Here is a 23,569-nt window from a genome sequence, read left to right as displayed (position 1 = left end):
GTGCGGCCCAATGGATGCTGAAACAAGTTCAGCATGACGGGTGTGTAACCGCATCACTTCGCGGCCTTCCGCAGAGCGAGCCGCACGAGCGCATCGAGGCTGGCGTCATCGCCCAGTTCGGCTTCGGCAGACGCGACGGCGGTGCTGGCTTCATGGGGTTTGAAGCCGAGATTCTGGAGCGCAGAGAGCGCGTCGGCGGCGAAACTGCCGGTCGGCAGCATGGCGCCGCCGCCCGCGTCGATCGGGCCACCAGCCGGGGTTGCGCCGATCTTGTCCTTCAATTCATTGACGATGCGCTGGGCGAGTTTGGGGCCGACGCCGTTCGCGCGCGCGATCATCGCCTTGTCCCCCATGGCGACAGCGCGGTGCAGTTCGAGCGGTTCGAGTGCGGACAGGATCGCCAGCGCCACCCGTGATCCCACGCCCTGCACATGGGTGAGCAACCGATACCAGTCGCGCTCTTCTGCGCGCGCGAAGCCGACGAGGCGGATCGAATCTGCCGCGACCAGCATTTCGGTGTGGATCGTTACCGCTTCGCCGATGCTGCCCAGCGCCGCGAGCGTGCGCGAAGACGCGCCGACCAGATAGCCCACGCCGCCCACATCGATGATGGCATGGTCCAGCCCGGTGCTGTCGAGCCGTCCTTTCAATTTCGCGATCATGTCCGCTGCCCCATGGTCATGATCTGTTCTTTACAGGCTCCCGCGCGCGGCGCCAGCGTAAAAGCGCGGCACCTTTTGCGCGCCCATGCGTAGTGCAGCGCGACACCGATCTTCCAAGGACGCGACAATGCTCATGACCGCACCAATGCTGGGCCCAAAGGATTTTGAATATCCATCGATCATGCTGTCGGGGGTGGTCGACCATGGCATGTATCTGCATTTCAAGAACTGCCTGTCAAACGCGCCGCAGCAGGGTTTGGTGGTGGTGGAAATTTCCACCCTGGGCGGCGACCCGGAAATTGCCCGGCTGATGGGCGAGGATATTCGTTTCCATTCCGACCTTTATCCTGAACGACGGCTGGTATTTCTGGGGCGAACCGCAGTCTATTCGGCGGGGGCGACCTTCATGAGCTTTTTCGCCACCGAAAATCGCTATGTGACACGCGGTACCCGGATCATGATCCATGAGCGGCTGATCACGAAGAACATCCAGCTGTCAGGGCCGCTTTCCACCTGCATCGCGACATTGAAGGCGACGCTGAACGAGATTGAATCGTCGATCGCGATCCAGAATGAAGGGTTCCAGAATCTGATCCTGGGATCGGACATCAGCATGGAGGAATTGCTCCAGAAAGCGCCTGAAAACTGGTATCTGGAGGCCAATGAAGCGCAGGCGCGCGGACTGATCGCCGCCGTGCTATGAAGGGCGCATGAGCCGCACGATTTCCCGCCAGCCCATCTTCCCCTGGCGTTATGGCATGTTCCTGGCGCTGCTGGTGACGGCAGCGCCGCTTGGCCTCTGGCTGCGCTGGCATGAAGCGGTGATGGCGGGTTTCGACATCGCCGCGCTGGCTTTCATGGCGTCGGTCGTGCCGTTGATCCGTGCCGATCCCGCCGCCATCCGGCGCAAGGCGCAGGCGAATGACGCCAATCGCGAGTTGATGCTGTTGCTGACCGGGATCGTCAGCCTGGTCATATTGGTTGCGGTCGGCGTGGCCGTGAGCCAGCATGGCGGGCCCAAGGCGTGGGTGGTCGCGTTGCTGCTGGCGACATTGCTGGTCGCCTGGCTATTTTCCAACCTCATTTACGCGATGCATTACGCCCATATCTTCTATCGGGCGGACAAGGGCGGCGGCGACTGCGCCGGGCTGGATTTCCCGGACACGAAGGAGCCGGGCTATTGGGATTTTCTCTATTTCGCCTTCACGCTGGGCATGACGTTCCAGACGTCCGACATATCCATCACCGACAGCGGCGTGCGGCGCACCGTATTGTTTCAGTGCCTTGCCGCCTTCCTATTCAACCTTGGCATATTGGCCTTTACCATCAACGTGTTAGGCGGCTGAGCGAAATTCAAACCCGGCCCATCAGGCGGCGGTGTCGATCGGGCCGCGTCGCCCCTGCGACTGGCTTTGCTTGGCGGAGCGGGGCGCCGAATCGTCCAGTCCCATATGCCGTACCGTCCTCCACCATTCGGGCAATATCGGCTTGAGCACCGAAAGGCTGCCGCTGCGGGGCGCGGCGTACCAGTCGTCGCCGACACGCTGGAAACGCCAGACCGGATCGCAGTTGAGCGGCACACGCTCAAACACGGGTTGGCCATTGGCGCTGCCAAGGGACGGGACTTCCTTCAACTGGGCAGGGACGTTGCGCACGCTGCCATCGGGAAATCGCACCGCAATCGTCATCTCCTGTCTCCATTTTCGAAGCTTAGGTTGAGATAACGCACTGAGATAAAAAGGGTTCATGGCCTTGCTACAGGTTAAGATGATTCCTGTCGGCCGACGCGCGCCATGCCTTTCACCGCTTGCTTACCCTTTTGCGCTAGAGCAGCGATCATGCGCGATTCCGTCGATCCCTGCCCCAAATCCGCCGTCAGCCACGGCGTGGGCATCGCTGGCCTTGTCGGCCTTGGCCTCTGGACGCTGGTGGCGCGCCATTATGGCATGGACGGTCCCAATGCCGGGCTGGCCGCGGTCGTCGCCTGCGGCCTGCCAATGGTGCTGTGGTCGCTGATGGTGGACAAGGTGCATCGCAACGCATCGACCGGCATTGACTGGCATGGCCCGGCGCGTCCCGTGCGCGACGTGCTGGACATCAGCATCGTCAAGATTGCGGGATTGTGGGCGACCTGGCTTGCCATCGCGATCTTCTATTGCATCGCGCGCTGGTACTGGAACGGCAACTACCGATTTTCGATGGATCTGTTCACCGCTGCTGCGCCCTGGCTGCTCGCTTTGTCCATCCCCTACATCATCTGGATCGACCGGCGGCTGGTGCACCCCAAGGACGCCAGTTACAGTTTCGGCCAATGGGTGATCGGCGGCGCGGCGGGCGTGCCCGACATGCGCCAGGTCGCCCATCATGCCCGCGCCTGGACGGTGAAGGGCTTTTTCCTGGCTTTCATGGTCTCCATCGTGCCCGGCAATTTCGCCAATGTCGTGGACTGGCGGATCGAGGAGGCCTTCGCCAATCCCGTGGCGATGGCCGGTTTCCTGATTGCGGTCATGTTCATGATCGACGTGTGCCTTGCCACGGTCGGCTATATTCTGACCTTCAAGCCGCTGGATTCGCATATCCGCACCGCCAACCCCTATCTGGCGGGCTGGGTTGCGGCGTTGATCTGCTATCCGCCGTTCGTGCTGATGGGGGGCGGGGGGCCGCTCGATTATCATGCGGGCGGGGCGGAATGGGACTATTGGACGCAAGGGTCGGGCGTGCTGCAATGGGCGCTGGGTGGATGGCTGGTGCTGCTGACCGGCATCTATGCCTGGGCGACGGTGGCGTTCGGCCTGCGCTTTTCCAACCTGACCCATCGCGGTATCCTGACGCACGGTCCCTATCGCTGGACCCGGCATCCGGCCTATCTGGCGAAAAATCTGTTCTGGTGGTTTTCGGCGCTGCCTTTCCTGAGCGTGTCCGGGTCCATGACCGACATAGTGCGCAATTGCGCGATGCTGGCGCTCACCAACGCGGTCTATTACTGGCGCGCCCGGACGGAAGAACAGCATCTGTCCGCCGACCCCGATTATCGCGCCTATAGCGACTGGATGGAGCGCAACGCGCCGGTGCCGCGCTTCTTCGCGTGGGTGACGGGACGCAAGCGCCCCGCCGCCGCGGTGATTCAGGCAGCCGAATAAGCCGCCCTTATCGGGCGATCAGAAGCTTTCTTCCGCATAGATTTTGCTGACGTCGCCGCCCCATTCGCCATGATAGCGGTCCAGCAGCCGTTCGGCGTGGGTCTTGCCGGACGACACGACCTCTTCCAGATCGGACAGATAGCCGGTTTCATTGTCGCCAGCCGTATTGAGGCGGGCGCGGGCGGCGAGGCCTGAACGCGCGATGTCGAGCGCGGGACGGGCGATGTCGCGCAGCGTGCGGCCCTTGCCGACCGGCGCATCGAGGCCGAGGCGTGGCACGGAATCGCGCAATATCTGGCGATCTTCCATGCTCCAGTCCTTGACCAGATCCCAGGCGGCGTCGAGCGCGCCTTGATCATAGAGCAGGCCGACCCACAGCGCGGGCAGGGCGCAGATGCGGCCCCAGGGTCCGCCATCGGCGCCGCGCATTTCAAGGAAGCTTTTGAGCCGCACTTCGGGAAAAGCGGTGGAAAGATGATCCTCCCAATCCTTCTCCGTGGGCTTTTCGCCCGGCAGGACCGACAGTTCGCCGTTCAGGAAATCGCGGAACGACAGGCCCGAAGCGTCGATATATTTGCCGTCGCGGTAGACGAAATACATCGGCACATCGAGCGCATAGTCGGCATAGCGTTCATAGCCAAAGCCGTCTTCGAACACGAAGGGCAACATGCCGGTGCGCTTGGGATCGGTGTCCGACCAGATATGGCTGCGGTAGGAGAGGAAGCCGTTGGGCTTGCCTTCGGTAAAGGGCGAATTGGCGAACAGCGCGGTGCCGAGCGGTTGCAGGGCGAGGGAGACGCGGAACTTCTTGGCCATGTCCGCTTCGCTGCCATAGTCCAGATTGGTCTGGATGGTGCAGGTGCGCAGCATCATGTCCAGCCCCATGGAGCCGACGCGCGGCATGTGCCGCAGCATGATTTCATACCGGCCCTTGGGCATGATCGGCAGGTCTGCGCGCGTCTTGTCGGGCCACATGCCAAGGCCCAGAAAGCCCAGGCCCAGCATGTCGCCGACATATTTCACCTGCTCCAGATGGCGGCCGGTTTCGGCGCAGGTCTGGTGAATATTGTCGAGCGGCGCGCCGGACAGTTCGAGCTGGCCGGCCGGTTCCAGGCTGATCGTGCCGTCGGCGCCGGACAGGGCAATGATATTCTCACCCTCGAACACCGGGTTCCAGCCATAACGGGTCAGGCCGATCAGCAGCGTGTGAATGCCACCCTTTTCCTCATAGGAAGGGGCGTGATGATCCTTGCGGTTATAGACGAATTTCTCGTGCTCCGTGCCGATGCGCCAGCGATCCTTGGGCTTTTCGCCCTTGGCAAAGGCCGCGATCAACTGGTCGCGGCTTTCGATGACGGGATCTTCGCCCGCTGAGTCGGTTCTGGTGCTCATGCCCCGCCCTTAATGCTTCCCCTCGGCCGGTCAAACAGCGACTGGCGTTGATCAGATAGGGCCTGTCTATAAACGGTTCAATCCAATAGCGAAATGAAACTTAGTGCCAGTCCCCGTTCAGCGTCATCCACGCGGCCGTTGCGGCGATGGCAGCGGTTTCGGCGCGCAGGATGCGGGGACCGAGCGAAACCGCCACGGCGCGCGGGTGGGCGCGGATCGCTTCGCGTTCGGCAGGATCGAATCCGCCCTCCGGCCCGATCAGGAAAGCGGCGGGACCGGGGTGGGCGGCAAAGGCTGCGGCCAGCGGTGCGCCGCCGGTTTCATCGGCAAAGAACAGGTGACGGTCCTGCGGCCAGTCGCGCAGCAACGCATCGAGCTTCACCATCGCGGCAAGATCCGGCAGGCTGGTGCGGCCGCATTGTTCGGCGGCCTCGACCAGATGGGCGTGCAAACGATCCAGATTGAGCTTGTCCACTACGGCGCGGCGAGTGAGGACCGGCTGGAGCTTGGCCACGCCCAGTTCGCACGCCTTTTCAGCGATCAAATCTATCCGGCCCTTCTTGATCGGGGCGCAGCAGAGCCAGAAATCCGGGACGGATTCGGGCGGTCGCGTCTGGCGGATGCATTCCAATATCAGGTCGCGCTTGCGGATGTCGCGGGCGCGGGCGGCCCATTCGCCCGACCGGCCGTCGAACAGCAGGACGATGTCGTCGGGCTTCACCCGCATGACGCTGATCAGATAATGGGCCGGATTGCCATCGACAGGCACCGACACGCCATCCCCCAGCTGGGTTTCGACATGCAGACGCGGCGCGCTTTGCGGCGGCCAGGCGGGAGTTGCGGTCATGATGCGCTTTCCGTTCGACGAAACTTGCCCGGAGGCTATGGGAGTCTTTAGAGAAGAACGGGGCTTCGACAAGTCGGCCCGAATGGAGTGCGTCAGTTGAGCCAGACCATCGTTCCCGACAGCCAGGCGCGTGGGCTGCTGGCGCGGCTGCCGGACACCCCGCGCGCGCTGGTGCAGATGGCGCGGTTCGACCGGCCCATCGGCTGGTGGCTGCTCTTCTGGCCGGGGGCCTGGGCGGTGGCGCTGGCGGGGGGCGGCTTTGCGCGCTGGCCGCTGATACTCTGGCTGTTGGCGGGGAGCATCGCGATGCGCGGCGCTGGCTGCGTATTCAACGATATCGTCGATCGCGATCTCGACCGCAAAGTGGCGCGCACGGCCGCGCGCCCGCTGGCGAGCGGCACGATGACGCTGCGCACGGCCTGGCTGTGGCTGGTTGCGCTATGTCTGGTCGGGCTGATCGTGCTGCTGCAATTGCGCCTCTATGCGCAGGTTGTTGCGCTGGCGTCGCTGGCGCTGGTCGCGGCCTATCCCTTCATGAAACGGATCACCGGCTGGCCGCAAGTCTGGCTTGGCCTCGTCTTTTCATGGGCGGCGCTGGTCGGGTGGAGCGAGGTGATGGGCGCGCTGACGCTGCCGGGAATTTCACTCTATGCCGGAACCATTTTCTGGGTTGTGGGCTATGACACGATCTACGCGCTGCAGGACCGGGAGGACGACGCGCTGATCGGCATTGGTTCCAGCGCCCTATCCATGGGGCGGCACGTCCGGCTGGGCGTGGCGCTCTGTTATCTGTGTGCGCTCGGCCTGTGGAGCGGGGCGATCTGGCAGGTGCGGCCCCAGATGCTGGCGCTGGCCGCATTGCTGCCGGTGGCGGTGCATCTGCTGTGGCAGGTCGCCACCCTGCGCGAGGATGGTGTCGATCCACTCGTCAAATTCCGATCCAACCGCTTTGCCGGATTGCTGATGTTTCTGGGATGCCTAGCGGTCGGCAGCGCATGAGCGCGCCAATTGCCGGCCCCGTCGCCGGAGAGGATTGCTGGCAGATCGCACGGGCGACGCGCGCCAGCACGATTATCGACGCCGACGCCTATTTCCGCCATGCCCGCACGGCGATGCTCAAGGCGAAACGGCGGATCATGCTGATCGGCTGGGATTTCGACGCCGCGATCAGCCTGGTGCGCGAGGATGAGGTCCATGATGGCGCGCCGGTGGTGATCGGCGATTTCATCAGCTGGCTGGTGGACCGCACGCCGGATCTGGAAATCTTCCTGCTGCGCTGGGATGTCGGCGCGATGAAGTCGATGGTGCGGCCGACCAACCTGTTCACGACGCTCAAATGGATGGCCCATCCGCGCGTGACGGTGAAGCTGGACAGTCATCATCCGCCCGCTGCCTCCCACCATCAGAAGATCGTGGTGATTGACGATTGCTTCGCCTTTTGCGGCGGCATCGACATGACCGGCGACCGATGGGACACGCGCCATCATCGCGATGAAGAACCGGGTCGGCTGCATCCGGACGGGTCGCCCTATGGCCCCTGGCACGATGCGACCACGGCGCTGACCGGACCTGTCGCCGCGGCGCTCGGGGAACATGCCCGCAATCGCTGGGTCGGGGCGGGCGGCGACGCGCTGGCACCGGTCGAGGGGGTGGAGGATTGCTGGCCCGACCATCTGCCGGTGCAATTCACCGATGTCGATGTGGCCATTTCCCGCTCTGCGCCCAAAATGGACGATCAGGAGGAACTGATCGAGATCGAGCGGCTCTATTGTCACCAGATCGCAGCGGCGCAGCGGTGCATTTATGCCGAAAGCCAATATTTCGCGTCGCGCCGCATTGCCGAAGCGATCGCCAATCGGCTGGACGAAGCGGACGGGCCGGACATCGTCATCATCAATCCGACCCAGGCCGATGGCTGGCTGGAGCAGCAGGCGATGGATTCGGCGCGGGCGCGCCTGTTCGAGGCTTTGAAGGCGCGCGACGTCCATGGGCGGCTGCGCATCTATCATCCCTTCACGACGCGTGGCGTTCCCATCTATGTCCACGCCAAGATCCTGATCGTCGATGACCGGCTGATCCGGGTCGGTTCATCCAACATGAACAACCGCTCGATGCGGCTGGACACCGAATGCGACGTGACGATTGATACCGCGCTGCCCGCCAATGCCGGTTGGCAGGACAGGATCAGGGCGATCCGCGACGATCTGATCGCCGAGCATCTCGACCTGCCGGTGGAGCGGGTGGCGCGCGTCGTCGCGCAGCGCGGGCTGGTCGCGGGGATAGAGGAAATGCGCCAGAAGCCCGGCCGGACGCTGCGTCCCTATGAGACGCCGGATCTGAATGACGTACAGGCGTGGCTGGCCGACCATGAGGTGCTGGACCCCGAAGGACCGGACGAAATGTTCGAGCCGATCAGCGAACGCGGCCTGTTCCGGCGGATGAAGGGCTGGTTAGGGCGGGTTAAGGATTAAAGGCCGAGCGCCTTGCGGAGTTCGGCGTTGATCCGGCTTTGCCAGCCCGGCCCGGTGGCGCGGAAACCGTCCAGTACGGCAGCGTCGAGGCGAAGGGTTACCTGTTGTTTGGGGGCGTCCGATTTGGGGCGGCCGGGACGGGTCAGCGTGCCAGTGGCGGGGCGGATAACCCTATCGCCGATGCGAACTTCCGCTCGGTCAAATATCTCCTCCGTCCATTCGGGAATGTCATCATCATCCCAATCTGCGGGCAAAGGCTTTCTGCTCTCGGTCATTGCATTTCCTCATGGAGATGACCCGGATTCCACCATCAACCGGCGTCCAGACCACCGTAATGAGCCTGTCGTTCATCAGGCCATAAGTCTGAAAACGCGGCTCAACATAGTCATATCTATCGTCCTCCACCGTGTAGGACGGACCGTCAAAAACCTGCGCGGCATCAGCGAAATCCAATCCCCGTTCCTGTAGGGTTTTCAATCGCTTTGCCGGATCGAAGCTCAATTCCATTTTCATGCCCCTAGAACGTAGTTACGCGACGCGCTCCAGGGTGGACAAAAACGCTTTGCCATTTTGCATAACTACAGAAATTCGTCAAGAATTTTTGTAACTACAAAAATCACTCGGCCGCCAGCAAGGCTTCGGCGCTCTGGAGGTTTACCGAAACGAGGCGGCTGACGCCGCGTTCGACCATGGTGACGCCGAAGAGGCGGTGCATCCGCGCCATGCTGACGGCATTGTGGGTGACGATGAGGTAGCGGGTCTGGGTCTGGGCGACCATGGCGTCGAGCAGGTCGCAGAAGCGCTCGACATTGGCGTCGTCCAGCGGTGCGTCGACTTCGTCGAGCACGCAGATCGGCGCGGGATTGGTAAGGAACAGGCCGAAGATCAGCGCCACGGCGGTCAACGCCTGTTCCCCGCCCGACAGCAGGGTGAGCGCGGCCAGCTTCTTGCCCGGCGGCTGGGCCATGATCTCCAGCCCCGATTCCAGCGGATCGTCACTGTCGATCAGTTCCAGATGCGCCTGACCGCCATTGAACAGGGTGGTGAAGAGGCGCCGGAAGTGGGCGTCGACCGCCTCGAACGCGGCGAGCAGGCGCTGGCGGCCTTCGCGGTTGAGGCTGCCGATCGAGCCGCGCAGGCGATGGATCGCCTGGGTCAGTTCCTCGCTTTCGGCGCGGCTGCTGGCCTGCACCTGCTCCAGTTCCTCCAGTTCCTGCGCCGCGACGAGATTGACCGGGCCAATCCGCTCGCGATCGGCTGTGAAGCGGTCATGGTCGGCCTGTTCGGTCTGGGCGAGGCGGATGTCGGCGCTGGCAAAGCCCAGCTTTTCGGGCAGGAGCGGGGGTGGGCATTCGAAACGTTCGCCCGACAGCCGGTTGGTTTCGATCCGCCGTTCATCCGCGGATTCGGCGCGGGCCGTGGCGGTGGCGCGCGCTTCGCGGGCAGCGGCGAACAATTCGCCAGCCTGGGCGGATTGCTGCTCGGCCTGGCGCAAGGCGGCTTCGGCGTCCTGCTCGGCATGGCGGGCAGCATCGGCGGCGGCGGTCAGCGTCGTGCCCTGATCGTCCAGCGCGGCGATGGCCTGCGCCAGCGCGTCGGGCTGGCCCGCGATGGCGGCGCGTTCGGTGGCTATCTCGTCGCCACGTGCGACCATCGCGGCGATGCGTTTGGCCGCTTCGCCCGCGCGGGCGCGCCAGCCCTTGATCTCCGCATCGGCGGCGGCTTGCCGTTCGCGGTCGCTCGACAGGGCACGGTCGGCCAGGGCCTGATCGGCCTGTAGCTGGCTGACGATGGCGCGCGCCTTTTCGCTCGCCTGCGCCAGCGTGGCGGCCAGAGCGCGCGTGTGCGCGCCATCGGGCATGGCCGCGCGGGCCGATTGCGCGCTGTCATGATCGGCGCGGGCGGCATCGGCATCGCGGCGCGCCTCGGCCAATCGCTCCTCTATCCCTTCGCGCCGCCCGGCCAGCCGTTCCAGCGCAGTGGTCGCCTCGTCAGCGCTGCGCAGCGCGATCCGCAAGTTCTGATCGGCCTGGGCAAGCTGGGTGCGGCCGCTGGCGAGGGCTTCGCTGGCAGCCTGTTCGCGGGCCTTGGCCTGCTGCTGGTCGGTGCTGGCGGCATCGACCTGCGCCTGGACGGCGGGGCGGTTCGCGGTAATCGCATCCAGCCGGTTGAGCCGGATCAATCGTTCCGCCGCCGCAGCCCCGCCTTCCATCGCCACATAGCCGTCCCAGCGGCGCAACTGGCCATCGCGGGTGACGAGGCGCTGGCCGACGGCAAGGGGCTGGCCTTCATCCCTGTCGGAGACCGCAATCTGGGCCAGACGGCGGGCGAGTTCGGGCGGGGCGGTGACATGGGCGGCGAGTGGCGCGCAGCCGTCGGGCAGTTTGGGGTCGCTCGTCAGCGATGGCGCGCCGGCCCAGCGGCGCTTGCCGTCGGGGGCGATCGGCGCTTCCAGATCGTCGCCCAGGGCAGCGGCCAAAGCGCGTTCATAGCCCGGCGCGGCCTTGAGCTGATCGAGCGCACGGGTGTGACCGCCGGGCCCGCTATCTACCGCGCGTTTGAGCGCAGCCGCTTCGCTGTCGAGCGCGGCGAGTGCGGCGCGCGCGGCGGAGAGTGCGCCTTCGGCAGCGGCACGTTGCTCACTTGCCGACTGACGCGCGGCTTCGGCGGCGTGGATCGCGGCTTCGGCGGCATCGCGGGCGGCGCTGGCCTCTTCCTGCGCAGCGATGGCGGCGGCGCGCTGCGCTTCCAGCGGTGCGGGGTCGGGCAGGGCGGCGGCTTCGCCGCTCAAGCGCTGAACGTCGCGTTCCGCGCGCTCCAGCCGGTTGCGCGCGGCCACCAGCGCCGCTTCGGCGACGCGCAGTTCGGCCTGTTCGCCTGCCTGCTTCGCCATCGCCTTGGCCAGATCCAGTTCGGCGTCGCGGGCGCTGTCCTCGGCGCTGGCGATGCGGCTGGCGAAATCGGGGCGCAGCTTTTCGGTTTCGGCGATGCGCGCCTTCAGCGTCGCGATTTCGGCGGTGAGGCGCGCGATGGCGTCGGCGGCGTCATTGGCGAGCGTGCCTTCGCGTGCGCGATCCTCGTCCAGCCGGGCGGCCTGCTGGGCCAGATCATGCAGCCGCCGGACCACGCCGTCGCGCTCGGTGCGTAGCGTGGCGAGGCGATGGCCAGCCTCACTGGCGTCATCGCGCGCGCGTTGGGCGGCGGCGCGACGCTCGGCCAGCGCGGCCAGCGCGGCTTGGGCATGCGCGGCGGCGGCGAGCTGCGCGTCCTGCGCGGCGGCGACGGCGGCCTCCGCCTCTTTCGCCTGCGCGCGGGCGGCTTCGGCGCTGGCATGGGCCTCACGCCAGCGGGCGAAAAGGGCGCGCGCTTCGGCGACCCTGATCTGATCGGACAGGCGGATATAGCGTTCGGCGGCGCGGGCCTGACGACGCAGGGCATTGGCGCGCGCGTCCATGTCCAGCAATATTTCGGCGAGCCGGGCAAGATTGGTTTCGGCCGCGCGCAGTTTCTGCTCGGCATCCTTGCGCCGGACATGCAGGCCCGCAATCCCGGCCGCTTCCTCCAGCATGGCGCGCCGTTCCTGGGGCCGGGCGGCGATGACGGCGGCGATTCGGCCCTGGCTGACCAGCGCCGGGCTGTGCGGGCCGGTGGCGGCGTCGGCAAAGATCAGCGACACATCCTTTGCGCGCACGTCGCGGCCATTGGCGCGATAGGCGCTGCCTGCGCCGCGCTCGATCCGGCGGGTGACCTCCAGTTCGCCGTCCGGGCCTATATCCACGGCGGAAAAAAGCTCACCCTGTTCCTGCACCGTCAGGAGCGAGACTTCGGCAAAATCGCGTTGGGGCCGGGTGGCGGTGCCTGCGAAGATCACATCCTCCATGCCGCCGCCGCGCATGGATTTGGCGCTGGATTCGCCCATGACCCAGCGTATGGCTTCCAGCAGGTTGGACTTGCCGCAGCCATTGGGGCCGACAATGCCGGTCAGGCCGGGTTCAATGCGCAATTCGGTCGCATCGACGAAGCTTTTGAAGCCGGAAAGCTTGAGCCGCTTTATCTGCATTGCTGTTGTCTGCGCCAAGGCCACAATGCGGCGCAGAACAAGGGCGCGCAGGGGAGGCGTGCGGCCGCCCCTGCCTTCAAGCGCTCAGGCGCTGATGTCCGCCCCCCGACGCGCAATCAGATGCCTGCTTCCTTGAGCTTGGGCTGAAGCGTCGCCCAGTTGGCGACATTGTCGACCAGCACGCCGTTGATCAGGAAGCTGGGCGTGCCCGTGATCTGATATTGGCTGTTGGCTGTTTCGACGCCCTTGGCCAGCTTTTCGGCTGCCCCGGTATCGGCCAGACATTGTTTCGCCTGATCTTCGGCAATGCCGCGCTGCTTGGCGAAATCGATAAGGCCCAGCGCACCGGCCAGCCGGCCGAAACGCTGTGCCGGCGGGGCGCTCATCAACGCCTGATAGGGCTGGTCGCCCAGAGCCTGCGCCTTTTCGAACATCGCGTTCTGGTTCGCGAAAAACTGTTCGGACAGGGGATAGAAGATGTCCTTGCCGCCGCAACGGGCGAGCAGCGCGGTCGAAATGTCGATCGGGTCGCGGACATAGGTGCGGAATTCAAAGCTCATCTTGCCGGTATCGACCAGCTTCTTGATCTCCTCCGACGCTTCGACCGAAAAGTCGCGGCAATGGCTGCAAGTGTAGGAGCCATATTCGACCAGCTTCAGCTTGGCCGCCGGATTGCCCATGACGAAATAGCCCTCTGGCGTCGCCGCGATGGTTTCCGACCAGCTGGTGCCCGCTGGCGGCGCGACGGCGGCAATGGCTTCGCCCTTGGGCGCGGCCCCCTCTTCGCTCTTGCCGCAGGCGGCAAGGGTGAGGGACAGGGCGATAAGGACGACACCGGACAAGGCTTTCACGACGGGCAAGGCTCCGATTATGGGCGGGTTGACGGCTTTATTAGATCAGCGGGCGACGGGGGGCAATGCAGCCTGGAGCTTGCCCCAGTCCGATCCGGCGACCAGCGCGCCGTTGATGGTGAAGCCGGGCGTGCCGTTGATCTTCACCTTGTTCCATGCCTCGTCGGTCATCGCCATGACCTGCTTCATCGCCATGGGGCTGGCGATGCAGGCATTCAACTGGGCGGGCGTGTAGCCGCGCTTGGCCATCAGCGTGTAGAGGCCGGTTTTCTGGCCGATGTCGCGCAGCGCCGCAATCTGTTCGGTCGGCTTCACCGCGTCCCGATCATAGGCAAGCAGCTGTTCCATCCACGCATCCTGATTGGCGAACAGCGCTTCATGATTGCCCATGAAGCGCGCCGGGCCGCCGCAGCGGGCAAGCAGCGCGGCGGTCAGGTCATATTTGTCGCGCACGGCGTTGCGCACTTCGACGCTGACCTTGCCGCTTTTGACATAATCGGCCTTGAGCGGGGCGCTCGCTTCGCCGACGAAATGGGCGCAATGGCTACAGGTGTAGCTGACATATTCGACCAGCTTTGTAGGCGCGGCGGGATTGCCCATGGCATGGCCGCCGATCGCCGAGACGGTGACGCGGTCGACCCAGTTGGCGGCGGGTGCGGCCAGGACGGCGACGGGCAGGGCGAGAAGGGCGAGGGAAAGCAGCTTTTTCATGAGCCAAGTCCAGTTAATGACTGGTGCTGAACGCCAGCCGAACGATTATCCGATTTTGGGCAGGCCGCTGCTGTTGGCAAGTCCCTGCGCCAGCGATTCCAGCACCGTGCGCAATTCCGGGTCGCCAATGTCGCGCAGCGAATCGCCCAGTTCGACCGGAATGGGCTTGAGATTGCGGGGCGGCGGGCGGCGCTCGGCGGGGCTGGGCATGATTTCGCCCTGCCGCATCGCCACTTTCGCCACGGCGGCATAGCCGAAAAAGCGGTTCACCCGTTCGATGATGTCCGGCACCATGTGCTGGACCATCGGCGCATGGCCGCTCATGACCGTGAGTTGCAGCGTGCCGCCAGCCTTTTGCCCGACCGGGAAGCGGATCGATTCGGGCGTGGAAATGCTGGCATAATGGCTGCCGACGATTTCCGCCCAGCGGGTGACGATGCTCGACTGGACGAAGCCGAACTTGCGGAAGGCGGCGCGGCCAATGTCGGGCATCAGATCGGCGATTCGCCGCGATCCGCCGACGCGCGGCCGCTCCGCCGCTGGAATGGCGCGACTTTTCACTTTGGGTGTCGGGGGGCGTTCCGTCATGGGCCGCACCATGGCATAGCGCCGCCATGCGCGTCGAGGGTGACATGGTAAAAGACGGGGTAAAAATAGCAGCCGACCTGCTGGCCCATTATGATGTCCATGCCCGGCGCCTGCCCTGGCGCGCGCTGCCCGGCGCCAATGCGGCCGACGCCTATCGGGTCTGGCTGTCCGAAGTCATGCTGCAACAGACGACGGTGGCGGCGGTCGGCCCCTATTTCGCGAAATTCACGGCGCGCTGGCCCAGCGTAGAGGCACTGGCGGCGGCGGACGATGCCGATCTGATGGCGGCCTGGGCGGGGCTTGGCTATTATGCCCGCGCCCGCAACCTGCTGGCCTGCGCGCGCGCGGTGGTGCGCGATCATGGCGGGCATTTCCCCGATACGGAGGAGGGGTTGCGCGCCCTGCCGGGGGTGGGCGCCTATACCGCCGCTGCGGTCGCGGCGATCGCCTTTGGGCGGCGCGCGGTGGTGGTGGACGCCAATGTCGAGCGGGTGGTGGCGCGGCTGTTTGCCATCGATACGCCATTGCCAGCGGCCCGCCCGGCGATCCGCGCGGCAGCGGATGCGATCACGCCCGATGCGCGGGCGGGGGATTTTGCGCAGGCGATGATGGACCTGGGCGCGACCATCTGCACGTCGCGCAATCCGGCGTGCGGCATCTGCCCGTTGCGGGACGATTGTGCGGCAGTGCGCACGGCTGACCCCGCCGCCTATCCGGTCAAGGCGGCCAAGAAGACGCGGCCGCATCGTAACGGTCATGGCTGGTGGATCGAGCGGGCGGACGGTCATGTCTGGCTGGTGCGCCGTCCGGACAAGGGGCTGTTGGGCGGAATGCGGGCGCTGCCCAGTTCCGACTGGAGCGCCGATCCCGCCGCCGCGCCACCCTTTGCCGGGGACTGGCGGACGCTGGCCGAGCCGGTTGCCCATGTCTTTACCCATTTCTCACTGGCGCTGACCGTCCATACCACCCATGTGGAGCAGGATCATGTCCCGTCCGACGAGGGCGAATGGTGGCCGGTCGAACGCATTGCCGATGCGGGCCTGCCCACTTTATTCGCCCGCGCGGCGCAGGCGGTGTTGAAGGAGAAGGATGCGGATGCACGGCACTGACCCCCGGCTCGATGACCCGCCCGGCTTTGTCGGCGGCACGCTCGATCGTGTCGACCATATCCGCTCGAACCCTGCATTGCTGGCGGAGACATTTGCCGATCCGGCAGCGCGCGTGCTGGTGCTGGACGGGCTGGAGCCGGTCGAGGTCGATGGCGCGCTGGTGCTGGAGCCGATCGATGGCGGCGCGCTGGTCGAGGATCATGTGCTGCTGGGCGTCGATCCGGAGGGACGACCGATCTTCGCTGAACTGCTGGTCGAATTGACGGGCGGTTCGGGGGCGACGCCCCGTAGCCGGGCATTGGCGGGGCAAGTGTCAGCGCAGGAACTGGCGCTTTACGGGACAGCGCGCAGTTTGCTGCATTGGCACGTGCGCCACCGCTTCTGCGCGGTGTGCGGCGGGCGGACTGCGCCGGTCAAGGCAGGCTGGGCGCGCCAGTGCGGGGCGTGTCAGGCGGAGCATTTTCCACGCGTGGACCCGGTGTCGATCATGCTGGCGGAATATGAGGGCAAGGTGCTGCTGGGCCGCCAGCATGCCTGGCCACCGGGACGCTATTCGGCGCTCGCGGGCTTTATCGAGCCGGGCGAGACGATCGAGGAAGCGGTGGCGCGCGAATTGTTCGAGGAAGCGGGCATTCGCGTCCATGGCGTGCGCTATGTGATGAGCCAGCCCTGGCCCTTCCCATCGTCGTTGATGATCGCCTGCGTCGCGCAGGCAGCGGGCGACGCGCTGACGCTGGACCCGACCGAGATTGAGGACGCTTTCTGGTGCGATGCCGATGGCGTGCGCGCAGCGATGGCCGGGGAGCCGGACGCGCCCTTCATCGCGCCGCCGCGCATGGCGGTGGCGTGGCACTTGCTCGACCATTGGCTGGCGGGCGTTGCCCCGCGCGAACCAAGCGCGTAAGGCCGACCCATTGTTTTTTCGTTTCGGGAATAGCTTGCCTCCATGCTCAGCCTAGAAGAAGCCCAGTCGCGCGCGCAGGATCTGGTGAGCGCCGCGCGCAAGGCGGGGGCGGACGCAGCCGACGCCATCTATGCCTGCAATGCCTCCACCAACATATCGGTGCGGCTTGGCGCGCTGGAGGATATCGAGCGGTCGGAGGGCGAGGAGATCGGCCTGCGCGTGTTCATCGGCAACCGGTCGGCCAGCATTTCCGCGTCCGACATGAACCCCGCAACGCTCGGCACGCTGGTCGAGCGGGCCGTGGCGATGGCGCGCGAGGCACCCGAAGATCCTTATGCGGGCCTTGCCCCGCAGGACCGGCTGATGAAGAAGCGCCCGCCCGCGCTGGACCTGACCGACAGCGAGGAGCCGGAACCCGCCGCGCTGCGCGAACGCGCGATGATGGCGGAGGACGCGGCGCGCGCCGTGCCGGGCATCACCAACAGCGAGGGCGGGGGCGCGTCGAGCGGGCGTAGCCAGATTGCGCTGGCGACCAGCCATGGTTTTGCGGGCGCCTATGGCGCAACCAGCCATTCGACCTGGGCCAGCGTCCTGGCGGGCAGCGGATCGGACATGCAGCGCGACTATGCCAGCCACAGCGCGCGTCATCTGGAAGATCTGGACCAGGCCGAGGCGGTCGGCGTGCGGGCGGGCCAGCGGGCGGTGGCGCGGCTGAATCCGGTCAAGGTCGATAGCGGCGTCATGCCGGTGATTTTCGATCCGCGCATTGGTTCCAGCCTGGTGGGGCATCTAATTGGCGGCATGGTCGGCCCGGCGATTGCGCGGCGATCGAGTTTCCTGCTCGAATCGCTGGGCGAAGCATTGTTTGACGCGAACGTCACCATCATCGACGATCCTTTGCTGGCGCGCGGGCTGCGATCGCGCCCGTTCGACGGCGAAGGGCTGCCGGTCGAACGGCGCGCGCTGATCGACAAGGGGGTACTGACCGGCTGGCTGATGGACAGTGCGTCGGCACGCCAGTTGGGACAGGAACCGACCGGCCATGCCAGCCGTGGCGGCAGCGGCGCGCCGGGGGTCAGCATCACCAACGTCCATATGGAGCCTGGCAGCATATCCCCCGGCGACCTGATGGCGGACGTGAAGCGTGGCATCTATGTCACCGAACTGATCGGCATGGGCGTCAACGGCGTCACTGGCGATTATAGCCGGGGGGCGGCTGGCTTCCTGATCGAAAATGGGGCGGTGACCAACGCGGTGTCCGAAATCACCATCGCCAGCAATTTGAAGGCGATGTTCCGTTCCCTGATACCCGCCAATGACCTGCATTTCCGCTATGCCATGAATGTGCCGACGCTACGCGTTGACGGGATGACCGTTGCCGGGGGCTGATATCGACCTGCGCGCGATCGTGGGGGCCGTGTCGGATGCGGCCGATCATGCGCTGGCGCTATGGGCGGGTGGCGAAACGCGCGTGCGCCAGTGGGAAAAAGTGCCGGGCCACCCGGTATGCGATGCCGATCTGGAAGTCGACGGCCTGCTGCGCGCCTCGCTCGGCGCGATCGATCCGGGGGCGGGATGGCTGTCGGAGGAGACGGCCGATACCGTGCATCGGCTGGGCGTGTCCCGCGTGTGGGTGGTCGATCCGATCGACGGCACGCGCGACTATCTGCGCGGACGACGCGGCTGGGCGGTATCGGTCGCGCTGGTCGAGGATGGCGCGGTGCGGCTGGGGATATTGGCCGCGCCTGCCCGCAACGAATATTGGATCGCGCAGGCCGGGCATGGGGCGACCCGCAATGGGCGGACGTTGCGCGCGGGATCGCGCACGCTTCTCACCGGCGCGCGGGTGCCAGCCGAACAATTGCCGCGTAACGACAATGATCTGGTGATGGTCGAAAAGCCCAACAGCATCGCGCTGCGCATGGCGATGGTTGCCGCCGATGAGGCTGATCTGGTCGCCACGGTGCGCTGGGGCAATGAATGGGACATAGCGGCCGCCGCGATCATCTGTCAGGAGGCCGGCGCGATGGTGACCGATGCGCTGGGCGATCCGTTGCTGTTCAACCGGCCCCGGCCAACCGCCTTTGGCCTGCTATGCGCCGCGCCCGGCATCCACGCAGCCGCAACAGAACGGCTTGCGCCGCGCGCGCGGGAGATATTGGGCGGTTAAGTGCAGGCGCTGACCATTGGCGATGTCATTTTGCCCCGCATAGAGGATGATCGCGCGGTCGACGGAACTGCTCCCCACGAACCAGAGGGCGTGTGACGCGCATCCAACGTCCAATTCAGGGGACGCTTCAGGGCCATCCTGGCGGTCTTGAACGCATTTGCAGGTGGGCAAAAGCCATCGGAAGAATTGGTCTGTGCGTGTCGTTTAACGGGATGTTTAAGACATGGGCGGTAGCCAGTTTCTATCCAGATTATCGGGGACACAGGGCTATCAGGTGACGAAAAATCCGTCTGTGGACCTGATTAAAGGGGTGCTGATTCTATTCGTCATGGCAGGGCATGCCATGGAACTGACCCATCAGGCGCATCTGGCGATGTGGGTCGGTGCGGGTTTTCGCATGCCGTTGATGATAGGCATTTCGGGCTATCTGCTCAATGTCATCCGCACGCGACATGATCCGCCAGAGCGAATTTTTGGTCGCTATGCCAATCGCATTCTGCTGCCATGGATGGTCGCACTACTCATATATATACTGGTTAGCGGCTGGACAGTGAGTTGGACCCTGCCGATCGAGTTACTGCTGCGTCCGCCATTTCACCTTTGGTACATACCGGTCCTGTTCTTCCTGATCCTGGTGACGCGACTGGTGCCTTTCTCGCCGCTCCAGTTGCTTGCCGTCGGGACGCCGATCAGCCTGGCGATCATGTATTGTTTTGGACTGGGGCATGGCGCGATCGGCGACAGTCTGTTGTCGCCCGACAATCGCTTCCTGCGCTTTCCTGTCTATTTCTTCTTCGGAATGCTGGTGGCGGAGCGAGGGTTGCCGAGCCGTTATCTGGGGGTGGTATTGCTGACGGGTGCGTTGGGCATGATATGGTGGAGCACGCTCCAAGGTAGCGACAACGACTTGGCCTTCGTGCCTGCGCGGTTGCTGATGTGCCTGGGGTTGATCGCACTGTTGCCGCGCTTGTCAGCCTTGCGACTGTCGTTTGCGCCCCTCAATGCGCTCGGGCGGGACAGTTTGTTCTTCTATCTGTGGCATCCCCTTGTGATGGCGGTGTTGATGATGGCGGGGGCTGATACTCTCCCCATGTTTGTCCTGTCGCTTCTGCTGCTGGCGGTTGCCAGCAAGTTGACGGCACGCCATGCGCTGGTCCAGCGATTCGTCGGCAGTAGAGCGGCGATGCGTTCTGCGTCAGCGCCAATCGGGCCGGACACTGTTCCGGCCCGCGCCGCTTAGACTGAGATCAGGCGCGCGTTACTAGAACGATTCTTACAGCTTGCCATATTTGGCTTCGAAGCCGGCGATGTCGCCTGCGGCGAGATATTTGGCCTGGTCGATCCACTGGTCGCGGACCGGGCGGCCCTTGAAATTGCCGAGTTTGGCGTCGATCGCGGCGAGGTCCGTGTCGGTCCAGGCGGCGATCTGGGCGAAGCGGGTGACGCCGAGTTCGATCAGCAATGTCTTGAGCTTTGGTCCCACGCCCTTGAGGCGGAGCAGATCGTCGTCGGCTTCCGGTGCAGCCGTGGCGGCGGGTGAGACCGGCATGGGTTCCGGCGCTGGTTCGGGGGCAGTCGCGATCGGGGCTATCGGTGCTGTCGGCGCGGCCACGGGTTCGACCGGCGCGGCGATGGGGGGCGCGGGTGTCGGCTCTACCAGAGCGGCAGGCGGGGTCTGGGCGGGCGGCGTGGGTGCGATGTCTTGCGGGGCGTCCTGCGCCTTGTCCTTGCCGGACAGCAGAAAGACGAGGCCGATGATCACCAGCAGCCCGATCAACAGCCACAGGCCATAGTCCATGAAAAATTCCTGCATCGCGCGCTGCCTTTCGTGATTATGCCGTGCCTATGTAAATAGGTGTCGCCCCGGACGGCAAGGCTTCATGCCTGTTCGCGGGCGACTTCGCGCCAGCCGATGTCGCGGCGGCAAAAGCCGGTGGGGAAGTCGATGGCGTCGACTGCGGTGTAAGCTGCCGCCTGCGCCGCGCCGACCGTATCGCCGGTGGCGGTCACATTGAGGACGCGGCCGCCATTGGCGACCAGCGTGCCGTTCTGATCGGCGGTTCCAGCGTGGAACACCAGCGCGCCGCCAGCCTGCGCCGCGTCGATGCCGCTGATCGCGCCGCCCTTTTCCGGGGTGCCGGGATAGCCCTTGGCAGCCATGACGATGGTGAGAGCGGTGCGATCGGCCAGCGCGACTGGTCCCTGGCTCGCCAGCGTGCCCTGGGCGACGCTGAGCAGCAGGTCGACCAGATCGCCGTCGAAGCGCATCATCAGCACCTGACATTCGGGATCGCCGAAGCGGGCATTATATTCGATCAGTTTCGGCCCCTGATCGGTCAGCATCAGCCCGGCATAGAGCACGCCTGAGTAGGGCATGCCTTCTGCGGCCAAGGTGGCGACCGTCGGCCTGATGATCGTTTCGACCACCTGGGCTTCGAGTTCCGGGGTCAGGACGCGCGCCGGGCTGTAGGCGCCCATGCCCCCGGTATTCGGGCCGGTGTCGCCATCGCCCACCCGCTTATGATCCTGCGCAGAGCCGAAGGGCAGGATGGCGGTGCCGTCGGTCAGCGCGAAGAAGCTGGCTTCCTCGCCGGTCATGAACTCTTCCAGCACCACTTCCTCGCCCGCCGCGCCGAACGCGCCGGAGAACATGGTGTCGAGCGCGTCCAGCGCTTCATCGCGCGTTTCGGCGATGATCACGCCCTTGCCCGCAGCGAGGCCATCGGCCTTTATCACCACCGGCAGCGCGAAATCGTTCAGCGCTGCAATCGCGCCATCCTTGGACGTGACGCGGACATAGGCGGCGGTCGGAATGTTCGCGCGTTTGCACAGATCCTTGGTAAAGCCCTTGGACCCTTCGAGTTGCGCTGCCTTCTTGCCGGGGCCGAAAACCGGCACGCCCATGGTGCGCAGATTGTCGGCGAGGCCATCGACCAGCGGCGCTTCCGGGCCGATCACCACCAGCCCGATCGAATGGCGGGTGCAGAAATCCAGCACGGCGCGATGATCGGTCGCGGCAAGGTCGACCAATGTCGCATGCTGGGCTATGCCGGGGTTGCCCGGCGCGGCATAGAGCGTATCGAGCCGGGGCGATTGCGCCAGCTTCCACGCCAGCGCATGTTCGCGGCCGCCGCCGCCAAGCAAAAGGATGTTCATGTCGCCCATGTCCCCGGAATATGATGCCTATGACAGTTCGGGCCGCCTGTTAGCGGAGGAACGGGCGGGCGACAACGCGCCGCCGCTATCGGTCAGCGAATTGTCGGGGATGCTCAAGCGCACGGTGGAGGATCGTTTCGGCCATGTGCGGCTGCGCGGCGAGATTTCCGGGTTCAAGCGGGCGGCGTCCGGGCATCTCTATCTGGCGTTGAAAGACGATAATGCGGTGCTGGACGGGGTGATGTGGAAGGGCGGGGCCCAGCGGCTGGCCTTTGCGCCACAGGATGGGGTGGAGGTGATCGCCACCGGCAAGCTGACCACCTATCCCGGCCGGTCGAAATATCAGATCGTGATCGACCGGATGGAGTTGGCGGGCGAAGGCGCGCTGATGGCGCTGCTGGAGAAGCTGAAAGCGAAACTCGCGGGCGAAGGGCTGTTTGCGGCGGAGCGCAAGCGGCGGCTCCCCTTTCTGCCGCGCACGATCGGCGTCGTGACATCGCCCACGGGCGCCGTCATTCGCGATATTTTGCACCGGCTGGCGGATCGCTGCCCGACCGATGTGCTGGTCTGGCCGGTGCTGGTGCAAGGGCAGGGGGCTGCCGAACAGATTGCACGTGCGGTGCGCGGATTCAGTGCGATGGAAGCAGGCGGGCGGCTGCCCCGGCCCGATCTGGTGATCGTGGCGCGAGGCGGCGGATCGATCGAGGATCTGTGGAGTTTCAACGAGGAAATCGTCGTGCGCGCGGTCGCTGACTGCTCGATTCCGATCATTTCCGCGGTCGGGCATGAAACCGACACCACGCTGTGTGACTATGCCGCCGACATGCGCGCGCCCACGCCGACGGCGGCGGCGGAACTGGCGGTGCCGGTACGGGCGGACCTGCTGGCGATGCTGGGCGAGATGGGCTTGCGTGCCGGGCGCGCGGTGCGACGCGGGGCGGGGCAGGCCAGGGAAAGGTTGGAAATGCAGGCACGGCTGATGCCGACGCCCGATATGTTGCTGGCGCCGCAGCGGCAACGGCTGGACCAGCTGTCCGACGCGCTGGGCAGCGGCTTGCGCCACCGGATTGCGGATGCGCGCGCGCAACTGGGGCAAGCAGGCGGGGCGCTGCGACCGGCGCTGCTTCAGCAATATCTCCAGCGGGCGAGCGAACGGTTGGACCGTTTGCGGCCACGCCCGGACTATCTGGCGCGCGTCTATCGCGACCGGGCGACGGCGCTTGACCGGGTGTCGCGCCATTTCGCCTCGCTTGATCCTGACCTGCCGCTGGCGCGCGGCTATGCGCGGGTGATGGCCGACGGGCGGCTGGTTCAGTCGGTCGCGGCGGCACAGGCCGCAGGCGCGGTGACGCTGCATTTCCGGGACGGGACGGTCGATGCGACGGTCGGGGATAGCGGGGCATCGCTTGAGAAGCCCGCCCCAGCCGCTATATCTGCTCCACCACGCCCGACGCGCAAACCGCGCGGGGTGGAAGAGCCGCAGAAGGATCTGTTTTCGTGAAGCGCCA

Annotated in this window: 23 protein-coding genes; 11 read left to right on the top strand and 12 right to left on the bottom strand. The window is 65.4% G+C overall.

What is annotated here, in order from left to right; all coding sequences use genetic code 11:
* Positions 1–53: 53 nt before the first annotated feature.
* A complete protein-coding gene (gene ruvA, locus IWY39_RS09675) occupies positions 54–662 on the bottom strand; it encodes a Holliday junction branch migration protein RuvA (protein WP_107125917.1) in 609 nt (202 codons plus the stop codon).
* A gap of 127 nt (positions 663–789) precedes the next feature.
* Between ruvA and IWY39_RS09670 the strand changes: the two genes are divergently transcribed.
* Positions 790–1,365: a peptidase S14 gene (locus IWY39_RS09670; protein ID WP_026002350.1), complete on the top strand. Its 576-nt coding sequence runs from the start codon at positions 790–792 to the stop codon at positions 1,363–1,365.
* A 7-nt stretch (positions 1,366–1,372) separates the two neighbouring features.
* Positions 1,373–2,008: a DUF1345 domain-containing protein gene (locus IWY39_RS09665; protein WP_107125916.1), complete on the top strand. Its 636-nt coding sequence runs from the start codon at positions 1,373–1,375 to the stop codon at positions 2,006–2,008.
* 21 nt (positions 2,009–2,029) lie between these two features.
* Here IWY39_RS09665 and IWY39_RS09660 read toward each other — a convergent pair whose 3' ends face one another.
* On the bottom strand, positions 2,030–2,350 hold the full coding sequence (locus IWY39_RS09660) for a hypothetical protein (RefSeq protein ID WP_107125915.1): 321 nt from the start codon (positions 2,348–2,350) through the stop codon (positions 2,030–2,032).
* A gap of 150 nt (positions 2,351–2,500) precedes the next feature.
* Between IWY39_RS09660 and IWY39_RS09655 the strand changes: the two genes are divergently transcribed.
* Complete coding sequence (locus tag IWY39_RS09655) at positions 2,501–3,802, top strand: methyltransferase family protein (RefSeq protein ID WP_107125914.1); 1,302 nt, start codon at positions 2,501–2,503, stop codon at positions 3,800–3,802.
* Positions 3,803–3,820: 18 nt separating this feature from the next.
* Here IWY39_RS09655 and IWY39_RS09650 read toward each other — a convergent pair whose 3' ends face one another.
* Positions 3,821–5,194 (bottom strand): glutamate--cysteine ligase, encoded by a 1,374-nt coding sequence (locus IWY39_RS09650; RefSeq protein ID WP_107125913.1) that lies wholly within the window; start codon positions 5,192–5,194, stop codon positions 3,821–3,823.
* A 100-nt stretch (positions 5,195–5,294) separates the two neighbouring features.
* Entirely contained in the window at positions 5,295–6,041 is a 747-nt protein-coding gene (locus tag IWY39_RS09645) for a 16S rRNA (uracil(1498)-N(3))-methyltransferase (RefSeq protein WP_107125912.1), read from the bottom strand.
* Between the two features lie 96 nt (positions 6,042–6,137).
* Here IWY39_RS09645 and ubiA point away from each other — a divergent pair, with 96 nt between their 5' ends.
* A complete protein-coding gene (gene ubiA, locus IWY39_RS09640; protein ID WP_107125911.1) occupies positions 6,138–7,040 on the top strand; it encodes a 4-hydroxybenzoate octaprenyltransferase in 903 nt (300 codons plus the stop codon).
* Positions 7,037–8,512 (top strand): phospholipase D-like domain-containing protein, encoded by a 1,476-nt coding sequence (locus IWY39_RS09635; RefSeq protein ID WP_107125910.1) that lies wholly within the window; start codon positions 7,037–7,039, stop codon positions 8,510–8,512. Before ubiA ends, IWY39_RS09635 begins: the two co-directional genes overlap by 4 nt.
* On the opposite strand, the gene IWY39_RS09630 is transcribed toward IWY39_RS09635, so the two are convergent.
* The 6 genes from IWY39_RS09630 to IWY39_RS09605 all read right to left on the bottom strand — a co-directional run bounded on the left by IWY39_RS09630 (position 8,509) and on the right by IWY39_RS09605 (position 14,722).
* Positions 8,509–8,766, bottom strand: coding sequence for a BrnA antitoxin family protein (locus IWY39_RS09630; RefSeq protein ID WP_107125909.1), 258 nt, complete (start codon positions 8,764–8,766; stop codon positions 8,509–8,511). The two genes, IWY39_RS09635 and IWY39_RS09630, sit on opposite strands and share 4 nt — an antisense overlap.
* A complete protein-coding gene (locus tag IWY39_RS09625; RefSeq protein ID WP_017182941.1) occupies positions 8,747–9,019 on the bottom strand; it encodes a BrnT family toxin in 273 nt (90 codons plus the stop codon). The genes IWY39_RS09630 and IWY39_RS09625 overlap by 20 nt, the downstream gene beginning before the upstream one ends.
* A gap of 109 nt (positions 9,020–9,128) precedes the next feature.
* On the bottom strand, positions 9,129–12,572 hold the full coding sequence (locus IWY39_RS09620; protein WP_107125908.1) for a chromosome segregation SMC family protein: 3,444 nt from the start codon (positions 12,570–12,572) through the stop codon (positions 9,129–9,131).
* Positions 12,573–12,688: 116 nt separating this feature from the next.
* Positions 12,689–13,423 (bottom strand): thioredoxin domain-containing protein, encoded by a 735-nt coding sequence (locus IWY39_RS09615; RefSeq protein WP_026002353.1) that lies wholly within the window; start codon positions 13,421–13,423, stop codon positions 12,689–12,691.
* A gap of 45 nt (positions 13,424–13,468) precedes the next feature.
* On the bottom strand, positions 13,469–14,134 hold the full coding sequence (locus IWY39_RS09610; protein WP_017182944.1) for a thioredoxin domain-containing protein: 666 nt from the start codon (positions 14,132–14,134) through the stop codon (positions 13,469–13,471).
* Positions 14,135–14,179: 45 nt separating this feature from the next.
* Complete coding sequence (locus IWY39_RS09605) at positions 14,180–14,722, bottom strand: DUF721 domain-containing protein (RefSeq protein WP_107125932.1); 543 nt, start codon at positions 14,720–14,722, stop codon at positions 14,180–14,182.
* A gap of 26 nt (positions 14,723–14,748) precedes the next feature.
* On the opposite strand from IWY39_RS09605, the gene IWY39_RS09600 reads away from it, so the two are divergent.
* The 5 genes from IWY39_RS09600 to IWY39_RS09580 all read left to right on the top strand — a co-directional run bounded on the left by IWY39_RS09600 (position 14,749) and on the right by IWY39_RS09580 (position 20,145).
* Entirely contained in the window at positions 14,749–15,831 is a 1,083-nt protein-coding gene (locus IWY39_RS09600; RefSeq protein WP_107125907.1) for an A/G-specific adenine glycosylase, read from the top strand.
* On the top strand, positions 15,818–16,735 hold the full coding sequence (nudC, locus tag IWY39_RS09595) for an NAD(+) diphosphatase (protein WP_181316827.1): 918 nt from the start codon (positions 15,818–15,820) through the stop codon (positions 16,733–16,735). The genes IWY39_RS09600 and nudC overlap by 14 nt, the downstream gene beginning before the upstream one ends.
* A gap of 42 nt (positions 16,736–16,777) precedes the next feature.
* Positions 16,778–18,124: a TldD/PmbA family protein gene (locus tag IWY39_RS09590; protein WP_107125905.1), complete on the top strand. Its 1,347-nt coding sequence runs from the start codon at positions 16,778–16,780 to the stop codon at positions 18,122–18,124.
* On the top strand, positions 18,111–18,905 hold the full coding sequence (locus IWY39_RS09585) for a 3'(2'),5'-bisphosphate nucleotidase CysQ (RefSeq protein ID WP_017182949.1): 795 nt from the start codon (positions 18,111–18,113) through the stop codon (positions 18,903–18,905). The genes IWY39_RS09590 and IWY39_RS09585 overlap by 14 nt, the downstream gene beginning before the upstream one ends.
* A 328-nt stretch (positions 18,906–19,233) precedes the next feature.
* Positions 19,234–20,145, top strand: a complete 912-nt coding sequence (locus IWY39_RS09580; protein ID WP_231377504.1) for an acyltransferase family protein — start codon at positions 19,234–19,236, stop codon at positions 20,143–20,145.
* Between the two features lie 33 nt (positions 20,146–20,178).
* Here IWY39_RS09580 and IWY39_RS09575 read toward each other — a convergent pair whose 3' ends face one another.
* Positions 20,179–20,718: a hypothetical protein gene (locus IWY39_RS09575; RefSeq protein WP_019053454.1), complete on the bottom strand. Its 540-nt coding sequence runs from the start codon at positions 20,716–20,718 to the stop codon at positions 20,179–20,181.
* A gap of 65 nt (positions 20,719–20,783) precedes the next feature.
* Positions 20,784–22,061: a phosphoribosylamine--glycine ligase gene (purD, locus tag IWY39_RS09570; RefSeq protein WP_107125930.1), complete on the bottom strand. Its 1,278-nt coding sequence runs from the start codon at positions 22,059–22,061 to the stop codon at positions 20,784–20,786.
* Between the two features lie 7 nt (positions 22,062–22,068).
* Here purD and xseA point away from each other — a divergent pair, with 7 nt between their 5' ends.
* Positions 22,069–23,562, top strand: coding sequence for an exodeoxyribonuclease VII large subunit (gene xseA, locus IWY39_RS09565; protein ID WP_026149768.1), 1,494 nt, complete (start codon positions 22,069–22,071; stop codon positions 23,560–23,562).
* The last annotated feature ends 7 nt before the right edge of the window (positions 23,563–23,569 follow it).

The sequence above is a fragment of the Sphingobium sp. JAI105 genome (assembly GCF_015752145.1).
Lineage (GTDB): Bacteria > Pseudomonadota > Alphaproteobacteria > Sphingomonadales > Sphingomonadaceae > Sphingobium > Sphingobium xenophagum.
Note: the sequence above shows the minus strand (reverse complement) of the source record. Positions and strands in the feature narration are given on the sequence as shown.

Bases quoted from the DNA above. Each gene is read 5' to 3' on its own strand.
- IWY39_RS09655 (WP_107125914.1), top strand. From the start codon at position 2,501: ATGCGCGATTCCGTCGATCCCTGCCCCAAATCCGCCGTCAGCCACGGC.
- IWY39_RS09660 (WP_107125915.1), bottom strand. From the start codon at position 2,350: ATGACGATTGCGGTGCGATTTCCCGATGGCAGCGTGCGCAACGTCCCT.
- IWY39_RS09635 (WP_107125910.1), top strand. From the start codon at position 7,037: ATGAGCGCGCCAATTGCCGGCCCCGTCGCCGGAGAGGATTGCTGGCAG.
- IWY39_RS09580 (WP_231377504.1), top strand. From the start codon at position 19,234: ATGGCAGGGCATGCCATGGAACTGACCCATCAGGCGCATCTGGCGATG.
- IWY39_RS09645 (WP_107125912.1), bottom strand. From the start codon at position 6,041: ATGACCGCAACTCCCGCCTGGCCGCCGCAAAGCGCGCCGCGTCTGCAT.
- IWY39_RS09620 (WP_107125908.1), bottom strand. From the start codon at position 12,572: ATGCAGATAAAGCGGCTCAAGCTTTCCGGCTTCAAAAGCTTCGTCGAT.
- IWY39_RS09575 (WP_019053454.1), bottom strand. From the start codon at position 20,718: ATGCAGGAATTTTTCATGGACTATGGCCTGTGGCTGTTGATCGGGCTG.
- xseA (WP_026149768.1), top strand. From the start codon at position 22,069: ATGTCCCCGGAATATGATGCCTATGACAGTTCGGGCCGCCTGTTAGCG.
- IWY39_RS09610 (WP_017182944.1), bottom strand. From the start codon at position 14,134: ATGAAAAAGCTGCTTTCCCTCGCCCTTCTCGCCCTGCCCGTCGCCGTC.
- ruvA (WP_107125917.1), bottom strand. From the start codon at position 662: ATGATCGCGAAATTGAAAGGACGGCTCGACAGCACCGGGCTGGACCAT.
- IWY39_RS09650 (WP_107125913.1), bottom strand. From the start codon at position 5,194: ATGAGCACCAGAACCGACTCAGCGGGCGAAGATCCCGTCATCGAAAGC.
- IWY39_RS09600 (WP_107125907.1), top strand. From the start codon at position 14,749: ATGCGCGTCGAGGGTGACATGGTAAAAGACGGGGTAAAAATAGCAGCC.
- IWY39_RS09670 (WP_026002350.1), top strand. From the start codon at position 790: ATGCTCATGACCGCACCAATGCTGGGCCCAAAGGATTTTGAATATCCA.
- IWY39_RS09665 (WP_107125916.1), top strand. From the start codon at position 1,373: ATGAGCCGCACGATTTCCCGCCAGCCCATCTTCCCCTGGCGTTATGGC.
- nudC (WP_181316827.1), top strand. From the start codon at position 15,818: ATGCACGGCACTGACCCCCGGCTCGATGACCCGCCCGGCTTTGTCGGC.
- IWY39_RS09625 (WP_017182941.1), bottom strand. From the start codon at position 9,019: ATGGAATTGAGCTTCGATCCGGCAAAGCGATTGAAAACCCTACAGGAA.
- IWY39_RS09605 (WP_107125932.1), bottom strand. From the start codon at position 14,722: ATGACGGAACGCCCCCCGACACCCAAAGTGAAAAGTCGCGCCATTCCA.
- purD (WP_107125930.1), bottom strand. From the start codon at position 22,061: ATGAACATCCTTTTGCTTGGCGGCGGCGGCCGCGAACATGCGCTGGCG.
- IWY39_RS09590 (WP_107125905.1), top strand. From the start codon at position 16,778: ATGCTCAGCCTAGAAGAAGCCCAGTCGCGCGCGCAGGATCTGGTGAGC.